The sequence below is a fragment of the Rheinheimera nanhaiensis E407-8 genome (assembly GCF_000296695.1).
Classification (GTDB): Bacteria; Pseudomonadota; Gammaproteobacteria; order Enterobacterales; family Alteromonadaceae; genus Alishewanella; species Alishewanella nanhaiensis.
In genome coordinates this window covers 1-20,981 of record NZ_BAFK01000009.1, presented here as the reverse complement: position 1 = coordinate 20,981, position 20,981 = coordinate 1, and the positions used below count along the sequence as shown (strand labels likewise).

Genomic DNA, 20,981 nt, shown 5'->3' with positions numbered 1-20,981 from the left:
CGCTACACTGACAAAAAATGATAATAAACAACATAATGCGTCCACTCTTTTTTATCAGTTTGCTGTTGTGCAGCGGCTACAGTAACGCCAGTGACACCTTGCAGCAACGGCTGCTACAGGCCAGCAGCCAACCGGAGCAGGTGATCACCCAGTTGCAGGCACTGCCTGCCAACACCCTTGACAGCAGCGACCACCTGGTACTGGCCGAAGCGCAGCTTAGGCTGCGTAATAAAGCCGGTGCCATGGATGCGGTGAACAAAGCGCTGGACAGTGCAGCAGACCCCTACCTTAAAGCCCATGCCTTTTTACTGAAGGCACAAATTTACGGCATTTTGTACCGCGATACCGTGATCGCCATTACCATGCTGGAACAAGCCGAGGTGTTATTACACCAGCGCGAAGATGCCGACAGCCTGTCACTGTACAGTGATGTACTGCAAAGCTTCGCCCAGGCGTATAACCAACTGGGTAATATTCCCAAAGCCATTCCTTATGCCCGGCGTAGCCTGGAATTAGCCATGCAGCAGGATGCCCAGGCACAGCTGAAAGCCCGTATTACACTGGGCCGTTTAACCTTGCAAAACAACGCCTTTGGTGAGGCCTATCAGCACTTTCACCAGGCGCTGACGCTGGCCAGCAGTTTACAGGATGACGATGCCCTGGCCTCTATTCACCTGCGTTTGGGCATGGCATACCGCAAAATTGAAGATCACAGCCGGGCATTGCACCATCTACAGCAGGCAAAACAGCGCTATAAGCAGCTGCAACGCGACGCCAGCTACGCGTATACGCTGATTTATATTGGTGAAACCTATCTGGAGCAAGCCGACACCGCCGCTGAAGCGGCACAGTATCTGACCGAAGCATTAGCGCTGGCAAAACAGCTGGATGACCCGCTGCGGGTGGGTATTGCCACCTTAGGGCTGGGCCGGCTGGCGGTGCTGCAGCAACGGCCTGAACTGGCGCGGCAACACTTTGACACTGCCCAGCAGCTGTTTAGCCAGCAAAATGTGCAAACTTATCTGCAAGAAACCCTGCTGGCGCTGGCCGAGCTGCACTTGCAGGCAGCCGAGTATGCACAAACGGCTAACCTGCTGCAGCTTCTGGCTGCCGATATGCCCAAAGCAGCGGTCTATCTGCAGCTGCGCTTTTTTGAACTGACCGCCCGTCTGGCGGCATTACAGGGCGACTGGCAAGGCGCTTATACCAGTTTGCAGCAAGCCGGCAGTTTGCGCCTGGCGCAGCTGGACGAGCAGAATATCTTTCAGCTGGACTTAATTAATCAGGGGCTGGAACAAGCGGCCGCTGCCAGTCAGTGGCAGGCAGAACTGCGCCAGCAACAGCTGCAGCTATCAAAGCAGCAGCGCAATATCAGCCTGCTGCTGGCAACCGTGTCCGGGTTAGCACTGGCGTTAATATTGCTGTTATTCTGGGCGCGCCGGCGCAGCGCCAGGACCATGCCGCCGGCACAGAGCCCATTACCGGATTGGCGTAACTTTTGTCAGCAATTGCAGCACAAAGAGCACAGCATCAGCCATCTGTTGGCCTTTAGCCCACAGCAGAGCCAACAGTTAAAACTGCGCTTTGGCCAACAGCGCATCACACAGGTGCTGCATACGCTGTTACCGGCGCCAGGCGCGCCGGCCGTGCTGGGCTGGTGTCTGGATCAGGACGTGTTGTGGCTGGCGCTGGATCAGCGTCACACTGATGTCACGGCGCTACAGCTGAAGCTCGCCCGCCAGTTACAGCAACAGCTACCCGGTGCGGAAGCCGCCCCGATACTGCTGAGCCTGCAGCTACCGCTGCAGCAGTTGCTGAGCGGCCCCTGGCCACTGGCACAGCTGCAAAACCTACCCGAAGCCTTCTGGTTAACGTTAGCGTTATGTCAACAGCAGCCGGCGAACCACGGGCTTTGGCTGGCACGCTTAAGCAGCAGCCAGACCCCAGCCTGCGAATGGGCCAGTAGCCTGGTGCGGCAAGACTTGCTTAATGCCTTCAGGCTGGGGCAGTTGCAGCTGTATTGCAATGACAACAACCTGGAGCCGGCCTTAGCCGATAACCTGCATTAGCCGTCAGCGCCAGCCAGCCACAGCTCAGCGGGCAGGCTAAACTGCATGCTGTTACCGGTTTTCGGGCAACGAAAGCCCAGGCTAACCGCCTGCAGCGCCAGCCCGCGGCTGTCTTTGTTGTCGCTGCCATACTGCGGATCGCCCATTACCGGGTGCCCCGCCAGGGCAAAGTGACGGCGGATCTGATGCTTGCGGCCACTGATCAGTTTAATGTCTAACCAGCTTTGCGCTGCTGCCGCATCATAACGGCGCAAGCTAAATTCAGTGCGGCAGGGCTTGTCGTCAAGCGGCTGGCTCAGCTCGCCCTGTTGCAGTAAGGCGGCCGACAGCTGGCCTTTTACCCGGATCAGGTAGTGCTTTTCTATTTGCCGGTTGGCAATCAGTTTGCTAAAGGCCGCCGCCATCGTTTTGCTGTGCGCCAGTACCATCAGCCCACTGGCTTCGCGGTCCAACCGGTGCAGTAAAAACACCGGCCGTTTGGCGGCAAAATGTTGCTCGGCGGTGCGCAACAACGACAAATGATCGCCCCATTCGTTACCCTGTGACAACATCCCGGCCGGTTTAAACCAGACGCTGTAATGCTGCTGATCGCTGATAAGCTGTGCCGGGGCGCAGCTGCGGTTTAACAGCTCATCATCATAGTGCAGGCTAAGCTGTTGGCCGTTTTGCAACAAGGTTTGCGCCCGGCGCAGCCGCTTTTGTGCTTTACCGGCCAGCAACACTGCGCCCTTGGTCATGGCGTCTTTTAGCCGGCCTTTAGACAGCTCTGGCACGCCCTGACTGAGCAAGTCTATTGCCATAATGCTTTGCACCGCTTGCAGGGTTCGCACCAGTTTCATCGCTTTACACTTCCTTTACGTTAAAGTTCAGCCAAAATTCATCGCGCCAGTCTGTAATGGTATCAAAGCAACCGGAGATACCGTTATGAAAAACTTCAGCCTGTTACTGTTAACTGCTCTTTGGCTGTGCTGGCCAGGCCAAGGGGCAGGCAGCGAACTGTCAAGCCTTACCACAGAGCGGCGCAGCGATACCCCCATCAGCTTAAAGCACAATAAAGCGGCTACGGTTACCAGCCAGGGCTATCAGAGCCATGTCTGGTTTTACAGTGTCGACCTGTATTTAAGTGGTGATCGCAATGCCAATGGCTACTATCACCGGCTGGAAGTTGAGCTGGACGCCGATACCAGCGAGCCATATCAGGCGGTATTTGCCGAATTCAGCCTGCTGCCCAGCTACGGCGACGAGCGCATTTTTTATACCAGCAGTGTGTTTGAGCTGTACCGGCAAAGCCCCGATGACTGGCTGGCCATAGATACCGTACTGCAAAGCCAGTTTCCTGCCGACGAATACTTACTTACCGTAAGGCTGTTCGACGCCAACACCGGTTACCTGCTGGCAGAAGTGTCAGGCTTTGATGATGCCAACCTGGATCTGCTGGCACTGGAAGATGTTAACCGTGACAGCCAGGTGCACACCAGCACCACAGTGGCGGTGTCTGGCGGCAGTGCTGGCATCTTCAGCCTGCTGGCAGTATGCTTAGTGGCAGGTTGGCGCTATTACCGGGTATTAGGGGCTGAATGAGCAAGCTGTTACTGACGTTATGCTGTATCGCGCTGCCTCTGGCAGCCACGCCACTAAAACTGCAACTGAAGCGCGATGGCGAGCAGTTGCAGTTTCATTATCAGTTTCAGGTAAATGCCGAGCCACAGCAGCTTAGCTTCAGCCTGGACAACCAGAGCCTGAATAACCATTTTCGTCAGTTTCGTGCGTTAAAACCGGCGCTGTTACAGCAGTATTTATGGCGTGATGCCAGAGCCCACGTGGCGCAATACCCTGGCGCCCGCCTGCAGCGTTTGCCCGGCAGCGACAGCCTGCGCTACCGCCTGCAGGCCCCGGCAGAGCTGAGCACCAAACTGGAAACTGAGCTGGCGCAGCTGCTACAAAAACAACAGCAACGCTATCTGGAACAACACTATTACTACGCGATAACGCTGCCACTGGGTGAACAGGTGATCATTCCCGATCATCAGCGCTTAATGCAGGACAGCCTCAGCGCCTTGTTGCCAGTCGCCAATGCGTTGCACCGGAAGCTGATAAACCTGCCCAGCCGGCAGTCGGTGGGCTATATCAGCCAGTGGCTGCAGCAAATCCCTTACCAGGATTTATCCGACCGCGCCCAGTCTGCCGGCAGCAGTTTTAGCCCGCCGCTAAAGCTGCTACAGGAAAACCGTGGCGATTGTGACAGCAAAGCGGTGTTGCTGGCAGCATTGGTGCGCATGCTGCTGCCCGATGTAAAACTGGCGATGATTTACCTGCCGCAACATGCGATGTTGGCCCTGCAGCTGCCGGTGCAAAGCAGCGACGATGCGGTTACCATCGACGGGCGCAACTACCTGCTGCTGGACCCTACCGGGCCGGCCTTACTGCCACCTGGTGAAATAAGCCCGCAGTACCGTATTTATACGCAAAATGGGCAGTTTGCCTACCGTTTGCTGTAGCAGTTACTCTGCCGGCTTATCGGGCGCGGCCAGGCTGGCCACTTTATCAAACACTTCTGTCCAGCCATCAGGTACATGCCGCACACCTTGTGTCTGACCTTTACTTAAGCGGTCTATGTGCACCAATAAGCGGTTCATTGCTGACAAGGTGCGCCGCCGGTAACGGTACTGTAGTGCCAGCAACAGACAGCCCAGTAGCAAAGCATAACTTAGCCAATGCCAGACAAAATCGGCCAGCCCGGCGGCAAACAGGCTGGTTTTATGCTCTAACACCCCTAACGACCAGGGCATAGTGCGCAGCCGCTGAATTTGCAGCATATGCTGATTAACACTTTGCAACCGGCTGGCCACTGAGCTGCTGATCAGCTCACCGGACTGATCCAGTAGCATAAACTCGGTATCAGCATATTGCTGATAGAGTGGCTGCAGCAGCGGCTGCAACTTGAGCGCAAACACCAGCCGCCCGAGCTTTTTATCTGACTGATACAGCGGCAGACTCAGCGCGGCCTGGCCGCTGATAAACTCAGCATAGAAAATCTGCTCCCGCTCATACGAGGGCTCCGCGGCGTGGCTGCGCTGCCAGCTAACCAGCTGATCACTGACATAATCTGACCATTTTGGCTGCCCGTGGTAGACAAAACCGTGCTCGGAAAAATAATAAATTGCCAGCAGGTGCGGCTGAGTTTGCTCTGCCAGCTCAAAATAGGGCTTAAGCTGGTCGAGCATCTGCAGCTCGGCTTGTATTTGGGGATCAGTAAAGGTGCTGCTGTCGTGCACAGTGCCATCCGCCAGCTGCAGCAGCGGTACCGGCTCGGGGCCGGTGGGTAGCGGCGGTAATGTTAACTTGCTCAGGGCGGCGCGGCGCATGGCCTGGCTAAATGCCAGCACAGGGGCAAATTCGGCATCCAGTTGCTGGCTAAGGGCCTGCAAATGCGCGGTAGTCTGGCTGACACGCTGCTCGACGCTACGAAAATAGTGTAACGCAGCCCCCAGAGTAGCCAGCAGCACTATGGCTAGCATGCCAAGTTGGCCGCTGCGGCGGTATTCATAATAGACAGGGTTTTTCATGCAACTCCTTTTGCGTAAGCATAACCTGCTGCTTTGCAGGCAAAGCCTAGCTGATTGGTTAAATTAATCAACCAGGCATTGCCTCCGTCAGGTTACAAATTGGCCTCAGCAAAAGAGGCCAGCCGGCTGCGTACCACGCCATTGAGGTTAATGGTGGTGCTACCCTCAAAGTTTTTAAACCGCTCGACGATGTACGTTAGCCCAGAGGTTACCGCCGTCAGATAGTTGCTGTCGATTTGCGATAAATTGCCCGAGCAAATGAGCTTAGTACCTTCACCACAGCGGGTAATAATGGTTTTTAGCTGTGCTGCGCTGAGGTTTTGGCATTCGTCCAGAATAACAATGGCATTTTGAATGCTGCGCCCGCGCATAAAATTGACTGATTTAAACTGAATATTGGCTTTTTCCATAATGTAATTGACACTGGCATGCGGGTGCTCGTCGGTTTTATGCAGCACTTCCAGCGAGTCGGTAATCGCCGCCAGCCAGGGCGCCATTTTTTCTTCTTCGGTACCGGGTAAAAAGCCAATTGACTCCGCAATTTCCGGCGTATTACGGGTGACGATCACTTTGTCGTACATGCCTTTTTCAATCACCAGCTCTAAGGCGGCCGCCAGCGCGATCAGCGTTTTACCACAGCCTGCCGGCCCGGTCAGGATCACCAGGTCCATGTGTGGGTCCAGCAGTGCCTGCATCGCCATCGCCTGATAAATATTCTTCGGATGAATACCCCAGGCATGGCGGTGCATCAGGCGCTCGTAGCCAAAATCCAGAATACGGATCTCTTTGTCAGTAATGGCAGTGACTTTGCCGGCAAAGCCCTCCACTTCGTCTATCAGGTACTCGTTAATATAGGCATTGGGCAGCACACTGCGGTTAACATAATGAAAGGTTTCGCGGCCTTCGTTTTCACTGCGGCATTCGCCAACCTGGCTCCAAAAATCACCGGGAAACTTGTAATAGCCTTTGTATAAAAAGCGCACATCATCAATTAACTGGTCGGTACGGTAATCTTCGACCAGTTTTAAGCCGGCGCCTTTGGCTTTCAGCCGCATGTTGATGTCTTTGGTGACCAAAATCACTTTCAGCGGGCTTCTTTCGCGCTGCAGATACAGCGCCGTGTTAATGATCAGATGGTCGTTTTCGCCGCCCGGCAAGCCGGGGATTTCATCGGTGATGTGATGATCATTAATAATAAATAAATGACCGCCCGGTTTTTGCTCGCCTGAGCGCGGCAAGGCCACGCCTTGCAGCATCTGATCGGGCGAGGCGTCTTTTAGTACATCTTCCAGTGCCCGGATCGCCACGCGGGCATCACGGCTGACATCTTTATTGCGGTCTTTAATGTGGTCCAACTCTTCCAATACCGTCATCGGTATTACCACGTCGTGTTCCTGGAAGTTTAGAAAGGCAAAAGGTTCGTGTAGCAGAATGTTGGTATCGAGAACGTAGATTTTTTTTTCTTTGGTTTTCCTTCGCGCCATACGGCTCTCCTCTTCGCCTGGCCAGGCCGGTTACCTGTGCCACAAACTAAGCATAGTGCAATAACGCTGTTTTGCCTGAGCTTTTAACAGCAAAAGCAGCACGCCGCTACCACCATGCCGCCGGCAGATGGCAATCAGATGACAGCGCCAGATACTGAATTTACTGCAATTGATGATGCAGCCTGGCAGGATTCCTAGTACCATAGCGCCCCCAATTTAGCTGATAGGGTAGAAGATGAGTTTTGCACTGGGACAACGCTGGATAAGTGATACCGAGTCCGATTTAGGTTTAGGTACTGTGGTGGCCATTGAAGGGCGCCATTTAACTTTATTGTTTCCGGCCAGCGGCGAAACCCGCCTGTACGCCCAGGCCGATGCGCCACTCACCCGGGTAAAGTTTAATGTCGGCGACGAAATTGCCAGTGCTGATGGCTTTAAACTGCTGGTTGCGGCGATTAAACAGCAGCATGATAACCTGGTGTACTGTGGTAAACGGCTGGATGACGACAGCTATGTCGAGCTGCGCGAGACTTTTTTAGACCACTTTATCAGCTTTAACCAGCCGCAAGACCGGCTGTTCGCCGGCCAGATTGACCGCTTTGACTGGTTTACCCTGCGTTATCAGGCCTGGCAGCAGCTGCATCAACAACAGCAGAACCCGCTACAGGGCCTAACCGGCGCCCGCGTCAGTTTAATTGCGCATCAGCTGCACATTGCCAACGAGGTGGCCAAACGCCACGCACCCAGAGTATTACTGGCCGATGAAGTCGGCCTGGGTAAAACCATAGAAGCCGGCCTGATTATTCATCAGCAGCTGATAAGCGGCCTGGCCAGCCGGGTGCTTATCGTGGTGCCAGAAGCGCTGCAGCATCAGTGGCTGGTGGAGATGCTGCGCCGCTTTAACTTGCGTTTTTCCGTGTTTGATCAGGAGCGCTGCGAGCAATCCGCGCTGGATGTTGCCAACCCCTTTGATACCGAGCAGCTGGTACTGTGCAGCTTAAGTTTTTTGCAAAACCAGCCACGCTGGCATCAACTGGCCTGCGACAGCCAATGGGACTTGCTGGTGGTAGACGAAGCGCATCACCTGCAATGGAGTGAGCACGCGCCCAGCGAAGCCTATCAGCGCATTGATGCGCTGGCACAGCAGACAGCCGGGTTAATCTTACTTACCGCCACCCCGGATCAGCTGGGCCACGAAAGCCACTTTGCCAGGCTTAAACTGCTGGATCCGGCGCGCTTTCACAGCTACGACGCCTTTTTACAGGAAGAGCAGCAATACCAGCAGGTGGCGGCTGTTGCCACGCCGCTGCTGGCACAAAGCCCGTTAACGCCAGCCGAACAAACGGCGCTTCAGCAAATGCTGACCGAAACGGATATCAGCGCCGAGCTTAGCCTGTTGCAACAGGGCGATGCACAGCAGCAACAGCAGGCCCGGCAAAAACTGCTGGCGCAGCTACTGGACCGCCACGGCACCGGCCGCATTTTATTCCGTAACAGCCGTGCCAGTATTAAGGGGTTCCCCAAGCGCAGCGCCCATCTGTATCCTTTGGCGCTGCCCGAGCAATATCAGACAGCACTGAAAGTACACTTTAGCCTCAACCCTGACCTTTCAGAAGCTGAGCGGGTGCAGGCCAACCTGTTTCCGGAGCAGGTGTTGCAACAACTGGATGACAGTAGCTGCTGGTGGCAGTTTGACCCCAGAGTCGAGACGCTTATCAGCCTGCTGAAACAGCATAAGCAGGAAAAATTCCTGCTTATTTGCGCCCATGCCCGTACCGCCATCGCACTAGAGGAAGCCGTGCGCCAGCGCGAAGGGATCCGCGCCGCCGTGTTTCATGAGGGCATGAGCATCGTCGAGCGTGATAAAGCCGCCGCTTACTTCGCGCAGGAAGAATACAGCGCTCAACTGCTGTTATGCTCAGAAATTGGCAGCGAAGGCCGCAATTTCCAGTTCGCCCATCATTTAGTGTTGTTTGACCTGCCGCTAAACCCGGATTTGCTGGAGCAGCGTATCGGCCGGCTTGACCGTATTGGCCAGCGTGCCGATATTCAGCTGCACCTGCCGCATTTTGCTAACCAGGCCCAACAGCTGCTGCTTGACTGGTATCAGCAAGGGCTGGATGCGTTTGCACACACCTGCCAGACCGGTCGCAGTGTGTTTGAGCAGGTTTGCGACCGCTTAATACCACTGCTGGCACAACCTGTTGCCGACCAGCCGGCAATGGCGACGTTAATTCGCGATAGCCAGCAATTAAACCAGCAGCTAAAAACCCGGCTGGAGCAAGGCCGCGATAAGCTGCTGGAAATTCACTCGGCCGGCGGTGAGCAGGCGAAACAACTGGCACAGGCCATTGCCGCGCAGGATAATGATACCGCCTTACCCTTGCTGATGTTTAAAGCCTGGGATCTGCTGGGCATTAATCAGGACGACCGCAGTGACACCAGCATCATTCTGACACCGTCAGAGCAGATGCAGGGCAGCTACCCCTGGCTTGGCGATGAAGGTGTCACCGTGACCTTTGACCGCGCCACTGCCCTGGCAGAGGAAGATATTCAGTTGCTGAGCTGGGATCATCCGATGGTGCGCGGCACGCTGGATATACTCACCACCGAGCCACATGGCAGCAGCTCAGTGGCGCTGCTGGCCAATAAAGCTCTGCCGGTGGGCAGCTATTTGCTGGAGCTGAATTTTATTATTGAAGCCAGCGCCCCGCCGGCATTGCAGTTACCGCGTTATCTGCCCGCGACGCCACTGCGCTTGCTGCTGGATAAAAACGCTAATAATTTATCGGCTAAAGTCAGCTTCGAGCAGCTTAACAAGCAACTGAAACCGGTCGGCCGTCAAACCGGCAGCAAACTGGCCGGTGCCTTGCAACAGCTGGTGCATCCGCTGCTGGCCAAAGCCACTGAGATCGCCACCACCCAGATGGCCAACGTGATAAGCAGCGCACAGCAGAGTGTTAGCCAGACGCTGGGCGCCCAGCAGCAGCGCTTAACCGCATTGCGTCAGCTTAACCCCAGCGTCAGGCAGGATGAAATTGACGCGCTTGCTAAGCAGCAACAGCAGCTTACTGACTATATCAGTAAAGCCAGGCTAAAGCTGGACGCTATCCGCCTCATCGTGGTAAGCCACGACTGATGAGTATGCTGCACTATGCACCGCCCACCTCGCCTTACCTGGATATTCTGTATCAGGATAATGCGCTGGTGGTGTTTAATAAGCCCAGTGGCTTATTAACGGTACCGGGTAAAGCCGCCGAGCACAAAGACAGCCTGGAATACCGCGCCCGTCTGGTATGGCCGGGCATTCGCGTAGTGCACCGGCTGGATATGGCGACATCCGGTATTGTGGTGATGGCATTAACTGCCGACGCCCAGCGTAGCTTAAACCGCCAGTTTCAGCTGCGCCACACCGAAAAACACTATATTGCCCGGGTCAGCGGCCATGTGCTGGCCGATTACGGCACTATTGAGCTGCCGCTGATTTGTGACTGGCCGAACCGGCCAAAACAACATGTTTGTTATCAGCATGGTAAACCGTCAACGACGCATTATCAGGTGCTTAGCCGCTCAGACAGCGAAAGCCGGCTTAAATTGATGCCGGTAACCGGCCGCTCGCATCAGCTACGGGTGCATTTACAATGGTTAGGCCACCCTATTCTGGGCGATAAGTTTTATGCCGGCAGCGAAGCGCTGTCAGCGGCAGCCAGGTTACAGCTGCACGCCGAGCAACTGTGTTTTTTCCACCCGCATAATGCCAAAAAATGCTGCTTTATTGCGCCCTGCCCATTTTAATCATAAAAAACTCAGTTTTATATTAACCTAACGTTCATGTAGCTCGTATACCATTGTGCATAATGTTGTTAAACAAATAATTTGTACTACGTTTTTATATAACCATTTTTTGTATAACCACAGTAATCTGCATATTGAATAATCTGCAATTAAGGTGTCTGGTAAATCTAAGGAGATATGGATGAAACTTAATAAAACGTTTTTAGCTGTTGCTACCGCACTTCCGTTATTAAGCACGGCCGCTTTTGCCGACACAGTAAGCGCCGCTGATTTAAAAGAGCGGGTGTTTGGTTCAGTATTTGGCGAATACTATATGCCCGATATTGATAAAACCGAATCAGCAGCCTGGAATTACATGGAAAAAGATTGGGGTTACGGTATTGAGTTAGGTTATTACCTGACGGAAAACTGGGCACTGCGCGCTGAATTTGCCAAACTGGATCTGAAATCAAAATTAGATGGTTCAGACTCTGACGGCGATCGTATTGGTATTGATGCGATGTATCATTTACCGTCTATGTCTTCTGTGTATTTAGTCGGTGGTTTAAAGCGGATGGACGCGGTACAAACTACCACGGCAGTAAACCTGGGTGTAGGTTACAAGCATTTCTTTAATCAAAACTTTGGGGTATTTGCTGAAGCCAACCGTTATCAGGGTATTGATGAATCGTACGGCGATGCCGGCATTAAACTGGGTCTGACTTATGCGTTTGGCTCTGCCGCTGCTAAACCAGCACCGGCTCCGGCCCCTGCACCAGCGCCGGTTCCGGTACAGGCTGCACCGGCCGATAGCGACGGCGATGGCGTGGTAGATACCATGGACCGCTGTGCAGACACCCCAGCTAACCACAAAGTGGATGCGACCGGCTGTACCATTTACGAAGAGAAAATGGCCGCCGTAGGCGATATCGACATTGAAGTACGCTTCCCGTTCGACTCTGCCGTCGTACCACAAAGCCAGCGTTCAGACGTGCAAAGCTTGGGGGCCTTTATGCAGCGCTTCCCTGAGTCTACCGTGCTGATCGAAGGTCATGCTTCTAACACCGGTAACCCGGCCTATAACATGCGCTTATCTGAGCGTCGTGCTAATGCAGTCGCTGATATGCTGAAGAACGAGTTTAACATCGCCGCTTCTCGTATCACCGCTGTCGGCTTTGGTGTAACCCGGCCACGGGTAGAAGGTAATACTGCTGAAGCCCATGCTGCTAACCAGCGCATTGAAGCTAAAGTAACGGCTAAAGTAAAAGAGCCAGTACTGCGCTAAGGTTGGACCTGTATCAAGCCGCTGAAAATCAGCGGCTTTTTTTATGCTGTCAATAAGCGCGCATTTTTATAGTGCCACCGCCGAAAAAGCTGTGTTAGCATGCCGTGTTGGTGTGCTGAGATGGCCGCCATGATATCGCAGCAAGTCTGTTAAATTTACCCGCAACGCTGGCACAGGGAGCAGATACCGGCAATGGGGAGTGGGAGTTTATTATGCTTAAATATCATCGTCTGCTGGCCCTTGCCGCCTGTTGCTTTACCGCCAGTGCTGTAGCACAACAGCCCGCCATCGTCTCGTTAAGTGCTAACGCCCATGTTTGCAACGCCGAAGCCGAAACTGCCCGGCTGGCGCAGAACCCGCAACTGCGTGAAATGGCCAGGGCGCTGGTCGAGTTTAAACCCACCAAGTTCTGCTTTATTTTACCCGACGCCGCCAGTGTCACCTTACTGGAGCAGCAGCCGGGCTACATTAAATTCGATTATAAATCCCAGGTACTGTTTACCTTTAGCCAATATGTGGTATCGGGTACCACGCTGGCCAGTAAAGGGTAAAGTTTTCGCCGGCAACGCCGACACCCTGTTATTGGTATACCACTGAGTGTGTATGATGCGTTTGATAACCTGGCTGTTAATGCAAGGTGTAATGCAGGCTGTCATGCTGGCTGTGATTCTGGTTTTGCGGCCGGTCATGGCCATTGAGCAAAATCATCTGACAGATTTACAGCGTCAGCTCCCTGCCGAAGAGCTGCTACAGCTAAGTGCCCAGCAAGAAAATTTTTTAGTACTGCAGCGCGATACGCTGACCAGCTACACTAAGGGTACCGCCATTTTAATACCTGACAGCAGCGAACATCCGGCCAGCCCCAAACATATCGACCATTTGCGACAACAGCTGCCGCTGCATGGCTGGCATACGCTGGCGCTGATCCCGCCGCAACTGAATACCCCCTTGGTCGATCAGAACCAGACCGATTATCACCAACAGATGCTCAGCCGGTTACAGGCGGTGCAACAGCAGGCGCTAAAGCAGCCCGGCAGCATTATTATTATCGCCCAGGGCAACAGTGCCGCGGTGGTCAACCGGCTGCTGGCCGACGGTCAGCTGGCCGAGCCGGTCGCTTTTGTGATGTTGGGAGCCTATCTGAGCGACCCGCAATTAAACCGCCGCATTGCCGATGCGCTGGCACAGCAACAGGTGGCAACCTTAGAGCTGGCGCACCAGTTTGATAACCCGCGTGTCGCGCAGCAACTGTTACGCCGCCAGCAGCTGGCCAATAAAGCGCTAAAAGCGGTGTACCGGCAGCGGCAGCTAAGCGGCTCTGCCTATCATGCAGACGTACAAGTGTGGGTGCTAAAAGAAATCGTCGGTTGGCTTGGCAGTATGGGGTTATAACGCTGCTTTACTGCGCTGCTGCTTAATCAGCTCATAAGCTGCCTGAATGTCTTGCGTGCGGCGTTTAGCCACGTCCAGCATTTCAGCCGGCACACCTTGTGCCATCAGTTTGTCCGGATGATGCTGCGCCATCAGTTTGCGATAAGCTTTTTTCAGCACTGTATCACTCACGCCTGGTGTCACCCCCAGCAGCTGATAAGCATCTTCTAACCGGCCACCTGCGGCCTGTTTCGTCTGGCCAGAGGAGGAGAAACGGTTTTGTGCCTGATAGGCCCGCAGTAACAGCTCCAGTTGCAGCTGACTGAAATTAAGGTAACCGGCCACCTGCTGCAATAAGCTGTATTGTGTCTCTGTCATCTGGCCATTGACACAAGCGGTACTGAGCTGAATTTCTAAAAACAGCTGTAAGACGTCTTTTCGCCGGCGGTAGGTTTGATAAAACTGGCTCAACTGTTGGCGTAGCGGGAAGTTTACCGCTTTACCGTCACGAAAGGCGGCCTGCGCTTCGGTTTGTTGTTGTGGCGTCAGGCCCAGCTGCTGCATAAACTGCGTGGCTTGCTGAATATGCGCACTGGTCACCACGCCCGTCGCTTTAGCAATATGCCCCATAGTGGCAAAGGTGGTATAACGAAACAAACTCTGTTCGTCAGCATTGTCACTGAACAGCCCGTTAAAGCCGCCGTGGCGCTCAAATTGTTGTTTAAAGGTTCGGTCAAACCAATGGCCGATCAACAGGCCCAGCAGTAACCCGGGTAATTTAAGTAATGCCAGACCGAATAAGGCACCAAGAATTTTGCCCCACACTTTACTGTCCTTATGCTTGTCGCCAGATGCACCCTACGCCGGAGGGCAGTATTGAAGGCGCTACTATATCGGATTAGCAGGATTTCTAAAATTGATTTATCATAGCCAGTCCGCTGTAGGCATATCGCTGTTAGAACTAAAGTAAGGCAAGAGTAGCTGCATGAAGCATGGGTTAGCTGTGGTTTTTTTTCTTCCGGTTGTCACAACCAGCACACTGGCTTATGCAGAGATCCCGCCAGCCATGTGTTATCAGCCACTGCAGCGTCCGGCGGCGTTAGCGCAGGTAAACCCAGCCGATCCATCGGTACGCATAGCCTCTGATCAGGTCGATTTAAGCGACAACCAGCAAGCCAGCTTTAACGGTAATGTAGAAATAAGCTACAAAGACACGCTGCTGCTTGCACCAAGCGCCCGTTACAGCAGCCTTAGTCAACTGATGCAGGCCGATGGCGGTATTGAGTACTTTAACCAGACACTGCAGGTTAGCGGCCGGCTGTTCAGCGCCAATTTACAACAAAACAGCGCCCGGCTGGACGATGCCCGTTATCGTTTTGTCGACCAGGCCGGCCGCGGTTACGCCACAGCACTTATCGCCAGCGAAGATGCCATCCGGCTGAATGAGGCCTTATTTACCACCTGTCCAGAGCAGGATAACAGCTGGGCATTACATGCCAGCTCGATCAATATTGAAGCCGATGAAGGCTGGGGCGAAGCCCGCAATGCCGTATTTAAAATTAAAGATGTGCCGGTGTTGTACCTGCCCTATGTTACGTTTCCGGTCAACGAAGCGCGCCGCAGCGGCGTATTACTGCCTAAATTTGGCAGCTCACAAAAATTAGGTGTCGATTTTGAGCTGCCCTACTACCTCAATCTGGCCGAAAACTACGATCTGACCCTGACCCCACGCTACATGAGTAAACGCGGCGCCCAGTTTAAATCTGAGTTTCGCTATTTAACCGAGCAACATCAGGGTAATGTGCAGCTGGAGTACCTGAACGCCGATAACGAAAAAGCCGATAATTTCGGTGCCCGTTATCTGGGCCACCTCAGCCATGTCAGTGACTTTACGCCGCAGTGGCGGGGTTATGTCGATTTCACCGATGTCAGTGATGATGCCTACCTGACCGAGCTGGGTTCAGATTATTCAAACCAAAGCGATACCCAACTCCTGCGTGAGGCCGCACTCAGTTTTTATGGCGACCAGGTCCATTCACAGTTAAGATTACAAGGCTTTGAAATTTTAGGTAATTACAACAAGGCGTACAGTGCCTTGCCAGAATTAAGCCTGACCTCAGCGACCCCAATAGCGCTCACCTCCTGGCTGGATTTTTCCTGGCAGGCACAGTACGCCCACTTTCGCAACAGTACCGCTGCCATTACCGATGCCGACCGTTTGCACCTCGAGCCCACGCTGACACTGCCCTTTATTACGCCCGCCTTTGAGCTAACGGCAGAAACCAGTATGCTGTATACCTATTATCAGCAAACAGCAGCCGAGCAACAGACCGACGTTGTCAGCTCAGTCAGCCGCGCTGTGCCCAAGGTCCGGCTGTACTCGCGGCTGAATTTAGAGCGCGAGTACGACTGGTTTGGCGAGAACGCACTGCAAACCTTTGAGCCACAAATTCAGTATCTGTATATTCCTTATCGCGATCAAACTGACATAGGCCTGTATGACAGTGCCCGTTTGCAGGACGACTTTCATGGCTTGTTCCGCACTAACCGTTACTCGGGTATAGACCGTATTAACGAAGCCAATCAGCTAACCGTTGGCTGGACCAACCGCTTTTACGACAGTGCCGACAATGAGCTGTTCCGCTTTAGCCTGGGCCAGATCTTTTTTCTGCAGACGCCGGACAGTGCCACAGCAAGCGCAGATGACATCAGCTCCGCCGAGTCAATGTTAGCGTCTGAGCTTATCTGGCACTGGTTTGAAAAATGGTACTTTAGCAGCGCGCTGCAATACGATATCGACAACGACCAACTGATGAAAAGCAGTGCAGCGCTGGATTACAGAGCCAGCGACAAAAGTTTATTCCAGTTGAACCATAGATACAGCCGGGCAGTCTCAGGACTGGAAATTCAGCAGTTGGGTATACTGGGTACCACCGCCATTGCCGACAACTGGCAGCTGGTTGGCAGTTACTATCGTGATGTAACAAATCATCGTATGATAGATGCCACTATTGGCTTACAGTATGAGTCATGCTGTTGGGCTGTGCGGCTGGTAGCAAAACGGCAGATCCTGACCGACCTTGAATTGCCACTGGACAATTTTAGTCAGGCCAGCGGCCTGGACACCAGTATCGGCGTGCAGTTTGTGTTAAAAGGCTTTGGCGACCGTGCTGGTTTTGGTGTTACCGACATGCTGTCTAATGGTATTTTCAGCTACCGTCGGCCTTATTTATTAACTAATTGATGTAGGAATTTATGAAGTTATCTCAACTCGTCGCCACAACCTTGTTGTGTTGTGCCAGCTTTGCCAGCCTGGCAGCTGAGCGTGAAATCGACAGTGTCGCCGCCATAGTGGATAACGGTGTGATATTGCAAAGTGATGTCAACGACATTGTCGAGCGGGTAAAGCGCAACGCTAAAGCTCAGGGTCAAACCCTCCCTTCAGACGCGGCGCTGCGCACCCAGGCAATGGAGCGGTTAATTCTGAACAGTCTGCAGCTGCAAATGGCCGAACGGATGGGCCTGCAAATCAGCGATGCTCAGCTGGACGACACTATCCGTAATATCGCCCAGGGCGAGAATCTGTCGCTGGAAGCGTTTCGCCAACAAGTGGTGGCAGAAGAAGGTGACTATGAGCGTTTTCGAGAGCGGCTGCGTGAAGAGATGATTACCGGCGAAGTGATGCGGGCTAACGTGCAGCGCCGCATTTATATCAGCCCGCAAGAAATTGACAGCGTGATAAAGCTGATGGAAGAGCAAGGCGCCAGCAACGAGCAATATAACATCGGCCACATTTTAATTGCCATTCCAAGCCAGGCTACCACTGAAGATATCAACGATGCCAAAGAGCGGGCCGACAAAGTGATGCAGCTTTTGCGCGATGGCAGTGACTTTAAACGCATTGCTATTGCCTCATCTTCAGGTGCTAATGCACTGGAAGGCGGTGATTTGGGTTGGATGAATATCAATGAAATGCCAACCCTGTTCTCTGAAGCGATCCGCGGCCGCAAAAAAACTGACTTGATTGGCCCACTGCGCTCAGGCGCCGGCTTTCATATTTTGACCATTTTCGACATTCGTGGCGAAAATGTGGCGGCCATCAATGAAGTCAAATCGCGCCATATTCTGATTAAACCGTCGATTATTCTCAGTGAAGAGCGGGCCCGCACTATGCTGGCCGACTTTGCCGCCAAAGTACGTGCTGGTGAGGCGGATTTTGCTGAACTGGCAAAACAACACTCAGAAGATCCGGGTTCAAAGCTGAACGGTGGTGAGCTGGGCTGGAGTGAGCCAGGTGTTTTCGTGCCCGCCTTTCGCGATACGTTAAACCGGCTGGCCATTGATGAAATCAGCGAGCCGTTTCGCACCGAGCATGGCTGGCACATTGCCCAGGTGCTGGACAAACGCACGGTAGATGCCACCGCTGATAAAAAGCGCGAGCAGGTTTACCGGATGATTTTCAACCGTCGCTACAATGAAGAGGCTACTAACTTCCAGCGTGAACTGCGCGCTGAAGCGCACATTGAAGTGCTAGCGGAGAACTAAATGACATTGCGTATCGGCATAACGCCCGGTGAGCCGGCCGGCATAGGCCCGGATCTGGTGATTAAGCTGGCGCAGCAAGACTGGCCGGCCGAGCTGGTGGTGTGTGCCAGTGGCCAACTGCTTAGCGAGCGGGCCGCACAGCTGGGCCTGCCGCTGCAATTAACGCCTTATGATGCCAACAGCTTACCGCGGCCGCAGCGCGCCGGCAGCCTGACGCTGGCGGATTTCAGCCTGGCAGAGCCCGCCGTCGCCGGCAGTTTAAATGCGGCTAACGGCCGTTATGTTATTGATACACTGACCTTTGCCGGAGAAAAGTGTATCAGTGGTGAGTTCGATGCCATTGTGACCGGGCCGGTGCACAAAGGCATTATTAATAAAGCCGGCATTCCCTTTAGCGGCCATACCGAATTTTTCGCTCAGCAATCTAACACCCCTTATGTGGTGATGATGCTGGCCACTGAGGGTCTGCGCGTAGCACTGGCGACTACCCATATTCCGCTGGCCTATGTTGCTAAAGCCATTACCGCTGACAGGCTGACGAAGGTGCTGACCATTCTGCATCAGGACTTGCAGCAAAAATTTGCTATCGCACAACCTCGTATCTATGTCTGTGGCCTCAATCCCCATGCCGGTGAAGATGGCCATTTAGGCCGTGAAGAGCTGGATATTATCAGCCCGACACTACAACAGCTGCGCGACAGCGGTATGGATCTGGTGGGGCCGCTGCCGGCTGATACCCTGTTTCAGCCGAAATATCTGCAGGACGCCGATGCGGTCCTGGCGATGTACCACGATCAGGGCTTGCCTGTGCTTAAGCATATGGGCTTTGGCCGCTCGGTCAATATCAGCCTGGGCTTGCCGCTTATTCGCACTTCAGTTGACCACGGCACCGCGCTGGAGTTGGCTGGCAGCGGTAAAGCCGATGCCGGTAGTTTATTCCATGCCCTAAACCAGGCGATTAGCCTGGCAACTAAAACGACAAACACCCATGACTGACAACGTACACCAGGGCCACCGCGCCCGTAAGCGCTTTGGCCAGAATTTTTTGCATGACCCTGCGATAATAGGCCGCATCGTTAAAGCCATAGCGCCCAAAAGCGACGATATCCTGGTTGAGATTGGTCCGGGCTTAGGTGCCCTGACCGAGCCGGTCGCCGAGCTGGCCGGCCACCTTACGGTGATAGAGCTGGATCGGGATCTGGCCGAGCGGTTAACCCAGCATCCGCAACTGGCCAGCAAACTGACAATTCATCAGGCCGATGCAATGAAGTTTGACTTCACCACCTTGCTGCGCGAAGGCAAAAAGCTCAAAGTGTTCGGTAATCTGCCGTACAACATCTCGACGCCCTTATTGTTTCACCTGTTTCAGTACGCTGATTTAATTGAAAATATGCATTTTATGCTGCAAAAAGAAGTGGTTGATCGTATGACCGCCAGCCACGGCAGCAAAGCTTTCGGCCGCTTAAGTGTAATGACGCAGTATTACTGCCAGGCGATGCCGGTCGTTGAAGTAGGCCCGGGCGCCTTTAAACCCGCGCCCAAAGTAGACTCCGCCGTTGTGCGCCTGCTGCCCAAACCTGTCGCTGAGCGCGCCAAGGTGCCGGCCGAAGTGCTTAACCGGGTGTGTCTGGAAGCCTTTAATCAGCGGCGTAAAACCATCCGCAATGGTTTTAGCAATTTTGCCAGTGCCGAACAGCTTGAGCAGTTGGGGCTTAACCCGTCATTAAGACCTGAGCAGCTTAGTGTAGAGGATTTTGTGACCGTCGCTACCTGGTTACATCAGCAAGAGAGCCTGTCATGAGCTCACATTACAACGTACCGGTGGCGGTAGAAACCTTTTACATCGCGGCCCAGTCTGATCCGGCGGCACAACGCTATGTGTTTGCTTATACCATCACCATCAGCAATCATAGCGATAGTACAGTGCAACTGTTACGCCGTTACTGGCTGATTACTGATGCCAACGGCAAACAAACCGAAGTGGCCGGCGATGGTGTGGTAGGAGAGCAACCCACGCTGGCCCCCGGCAGCAGTTACCGTTATACCAGCGGCGCCGTGCTGGAGACACCAGTAGGCACCATGCAGGGCCATTATGAAATGGTTGACGCCAGTCAGCAGCCTTTTGTGACGGCCATTCCGTTATTTCGTCTGGCTATGCCTAATATTCTTAACTGATGGCAACCTATGTTATCGGCGATTTGCAGGGCTGCTATGATGCGCTGCAGCGCTTGTTAGAGCACATCGGCTTTGATGACAGCACTGACCAGCTATGGTTCTGCGGTGACTTAGTCGCCCGCGGCCCGCAGTCGCTTGAGTGCCTTGCATTTGTTAAAAGCTTAGGCCAGACGGCAGTCACGGTACTGGGCAACCATGACTTACATTTAATTGCCTGTCACTACGGTATCAGCCAGGCAAAAGAGCAGGATAAACTGCAAAGCCTGTTTGCCAGCCCGCAGCGTGATGAGCTGATCCATTGGTTATGCCAGCAACCTTTATTGCACCAAAGCGGCGATAAACGCCATACCCTGGTACATGCCGGTTTGGCGCCTGAGTGGAGCCTGGCGCAAGCACTGTTATTGACGACCGAAGTACAACAACAGTTACAAACAGCGCCGCTGCCTTTGCTTGAAGTGATGTATGGCAACAAACCCGAGCGCTTTAGCGAGGCACATAGCCAGGCACAACGTTGGCGCTTTACCATTAATGCCTGCACCCGCATGCGGTTTTGCCGCCAGGACGGCTCATTAGAGCTAAAAGAAAAGGGCCATCCACGCAACCAGACAGTATTAGTGCCCTGGTATGAATTCTGGCGCAACCGGCTGGCCACCGAGCTATTTTTCGGCCATTGGGCGGCATTAAACGGTTATAGTCCGGTGGCGAATATTCC

General features: G+C 53.7%; 18 protein-coding genes. 14 read left to right on the top strand and 4 right to left on the bottom strand.

Annotation, left to right across the window (positions count from 1 at the left end; translation table 11 throughout):
• The first annotated feature begins 35 nt into the window (after window positions 1-35).
• Entirely contained in the window at window positions 36-2,069 is a 2,034-nt protein-coding gene (locus tag RNAN_RS09050; protein ID WP_008221008.1) for a tetratricopeptide repeat protein, read from the top strand.
• Here RNAN_RS09050 and RNAN_RS09045 read toward each other — a convergent pair.
• Window positions 2,066-2,908: an RluA family pseudouridine synthase gene (locus RNAN_RS09045; RefSeq protein WP_008221006.1), complete on the bottom strand. Its 843-nt coding sequence runs from the start codon at window positions 2,906-2,908 to the stop codon at window positions 2,066-2,068. The genes RNAN_RS09050 and RNAN_RS09045 overlap by 4 nt on opposite strands.
• Window positions 2,909-2,993: 85 nt before the next feature.
• Between RNAN_RS09045 and RNAN_RS09040 the strand changes: the two genes are divergently transcribed.
• Both RNAN_RS09040 and RNAN_RS09035 read left to right on the top strand, forming a co-directional pair.
• Window positions 2,994-3,650 carry a choice-of-anchor H family protein gene (locus RNAN_RS09040; protein ID WP_008221004.1) on the top strand — a complete coding sequence of 219 codons (657 nt, stop codon included), beginning with the start codon at window positions 2,994-2,996 and terminating at the stop codon, window positions 3,648-3,650.
• Window positions 3,647-4,567 (top strand): hypothetical protein, encoded by a 921-nt coding sequence (locus RNAN_RS09035; RefSeq protein ID WP_008221002.1) that lies wholly within the window; start codon window positions 3,647-3,649, stop codon window positions 4,565-4,567. The genes RNAN_RS09040 and RNAN_RS09035 overlap by 4 nt, the downstream gene beginning before the upstream one ends.
• A 3-nt stretch (window positions 4,568-4,570) precedes the next feature.
• Here the strand turns inward: RNAN_RS09035 and RNAN_RS09030 are convergent, their stop codons facing one another.
• The gene (locus RNAN_RS09030) at window positions 4,571-5,635 is read right to left on the bottom strand and encodes a hypothetical protein (RefSeq protein ID WP_008221000.1); all 1,065 of its coding nucleotides are present in this window, start codon (window positions 5,633-5,635) and stop codon (window positions 4,571-4,573) included.
• 92 nt (window positions 5,636-5,727) lie between these two features.
• Window positions 5,728-7,119, bottom strand: coding sequence for a PhoH family protein (locus RNAN_RS09025; RefSeq protein ID WP_008220997.1), 1,392 nt, complete (start codon window positions 7,117-7,119; stop codon window positions 5,728-5,730).
• 235 nt (window positions 7,120-7,354) lie between these two features.
• Between RNAN_RS09025 and rapA the strand changes: the two genes are divergently transcribed.
• The 5 genes from rapA to RNAN_RS09000 all read left to right on the top strand — a co-directional run bounded on the left by rapA (window position 7,355) and on the right by RNAN_RS09000 (window position 13,570).
• Window positions 7,355-10,258, top strand: a complete 2,904-nt coding sequence (gene rapA / locus RNAN_RS09020; RefSeq protein WP_008220993.1) for an RNA polymerase-associated protein RapA — start codon at window positions 7,355-7,357, stop codon at window positions 10,256-10,258.
• Window positions 10,258-10,914: a pseudouridine synthase gene (locus tag RNAN_RS09015; protein WP_008220991.1), complete on the top strand. Its 657-nt coding sequence runs from the start codon at window positions 10,258-10,260 to the stop codon at window positions 10,912-10,914. Before rapA ends, RNAN_RS09015 begins: the two co-directional genes overlap by 1 nt.
• A gap of 181 nt (window positions 10,915-11,095) precedes the next feature.
• Window positions 11,096-12,178 carry an OmpA family protein gene (locus tag RNAN_RS09010; RefSeq protein ID WP_008220989.1) on the top strand — a complete coding sequence of 361 codons (1,083 nt, stop codon included), beginning with the start codon at window positions 11,096-11,098 and terminating at the stop codon, window positions 12,176-12,178.
• Between the two features lie 212 nt (window positions 12,179-12,390).
• Entirely contained in the window at window positions 12,391-12,729 is a 339-nt protein-coding gene (locus RNAN_RS09005; protein ID WP_008220986.1) for a hypothetical protein, read from the top strand.
• 52 nt (window positions 12,730-12,781) lie between these two features.
• Entirely contained in the window at window positions 12,782-13,570 is a 789-nt protein-coding gene (locus RNAN_RS09000; protein ID WP_008220984.1) for a DUF3530 family protein, read from the top strand.
• Here RNAN_RS09000 and djlA read toward each other — a convergent pair.
• The gene (djlA, locus tag RNAN_RS08995; RefSeq protein ID WP_008220982.1) at window positions 13,565-14,374 is read right to left on the bottom strand and encodes a co-chaperone DjlA; all 810 of its coding nucleotides are present in this window, start codon (window positions 14,372-14,374) and stop codon (window positions 13,565-13,567) included. The two genes, RNAN_RS09000 and djlA, sit on opposite strands and share 6 nt — an antisense overlap.
• Before the next feature lie 160 nt (window positions 14,375-14,534).
• Here djlA and RNAN_RS08990 point away from each other — a divergent pair, with 160 nt between their 5' ends.
• From RNAN_RS08990 to RNAN_RS08965, 6 genes are all read left to right on the top strand, one after another.
• Window positions 14,535-16,793: an LPS-assembly protein LptD gene (locus RNAN_RS08990; protein WP_008220979.1), complete on the top strand. Its 2,259-nt coding sequence runs from the start codon at window positions 14,535-14,537 to the stop codon at window positions 16,791-16,793.
• An 11-nt stretch (window positions 16,794-16,804) separates the two neighbouring features.
• Complete coding sequence (gene surA / locus RNAN_RS08985) at window positions 16,805-18,094, top strand: peptidylprolyl isomerase SurA (RefSeq protein WP_008220978.1); 1,290 nt, start codon at window positions 16,805-16,807, stop codon at window positions 18,092-18,094.
• Complete coding sequence (gene pdxA, locus RNAN_RS08980) at window positions 18,095-19,090, top strand: 4-hydroxythreonine-4-phosphate dehydrogenase PdxA (protein WP_008220975.1); 996 nt, start codon at window positions 18,095-18,097, stop codon at window positions 19,088-19,090.
• Window positions 19,083-19,895 (top strand): 16S rRNA (adenine(1518)-N(6)/adenine(1519)-N(6))-dimethyltransferase RsmA, encoded by an 813-nt coding sequence (rsmA, locus tag RNAN_RS08975; protein WP_008220974.1) that lies wholly within the window; start codon window positions 19,083-19,085, stop codon window positions 19,893-19,895. Before pdxA ends, rsmA begins: the two co-directional genes overlap by 8 nt.
• Window positions 19,892-20,269: a Co2+/Mg2+ efflux facilitator ApaG/CorD gene (apaG, locus tag RNAN_RS08970; protein ID WP_008220971.1), complete on the top strand. Its 378-nt coding sequence runs from the start codon at window positions 19,892-19,894 to the stop codon at window positions 20,267-20,269. The genes rsmA and apaG overlap by 4 nt, the downstream gene beginning before the upstream one ends.
• A partial coding sequence (locus RNAN_RS08965; protein WP_040551938.1) for a symmetrical bis(5'-nucleosyl)-tetraphosphatase occupies window positions 20,269-20,981 on the top strand: 713 nt, incomplete at its 3' end. The genes apaG and RNAN_RS08965, both read left to right, overlap by 1 nt.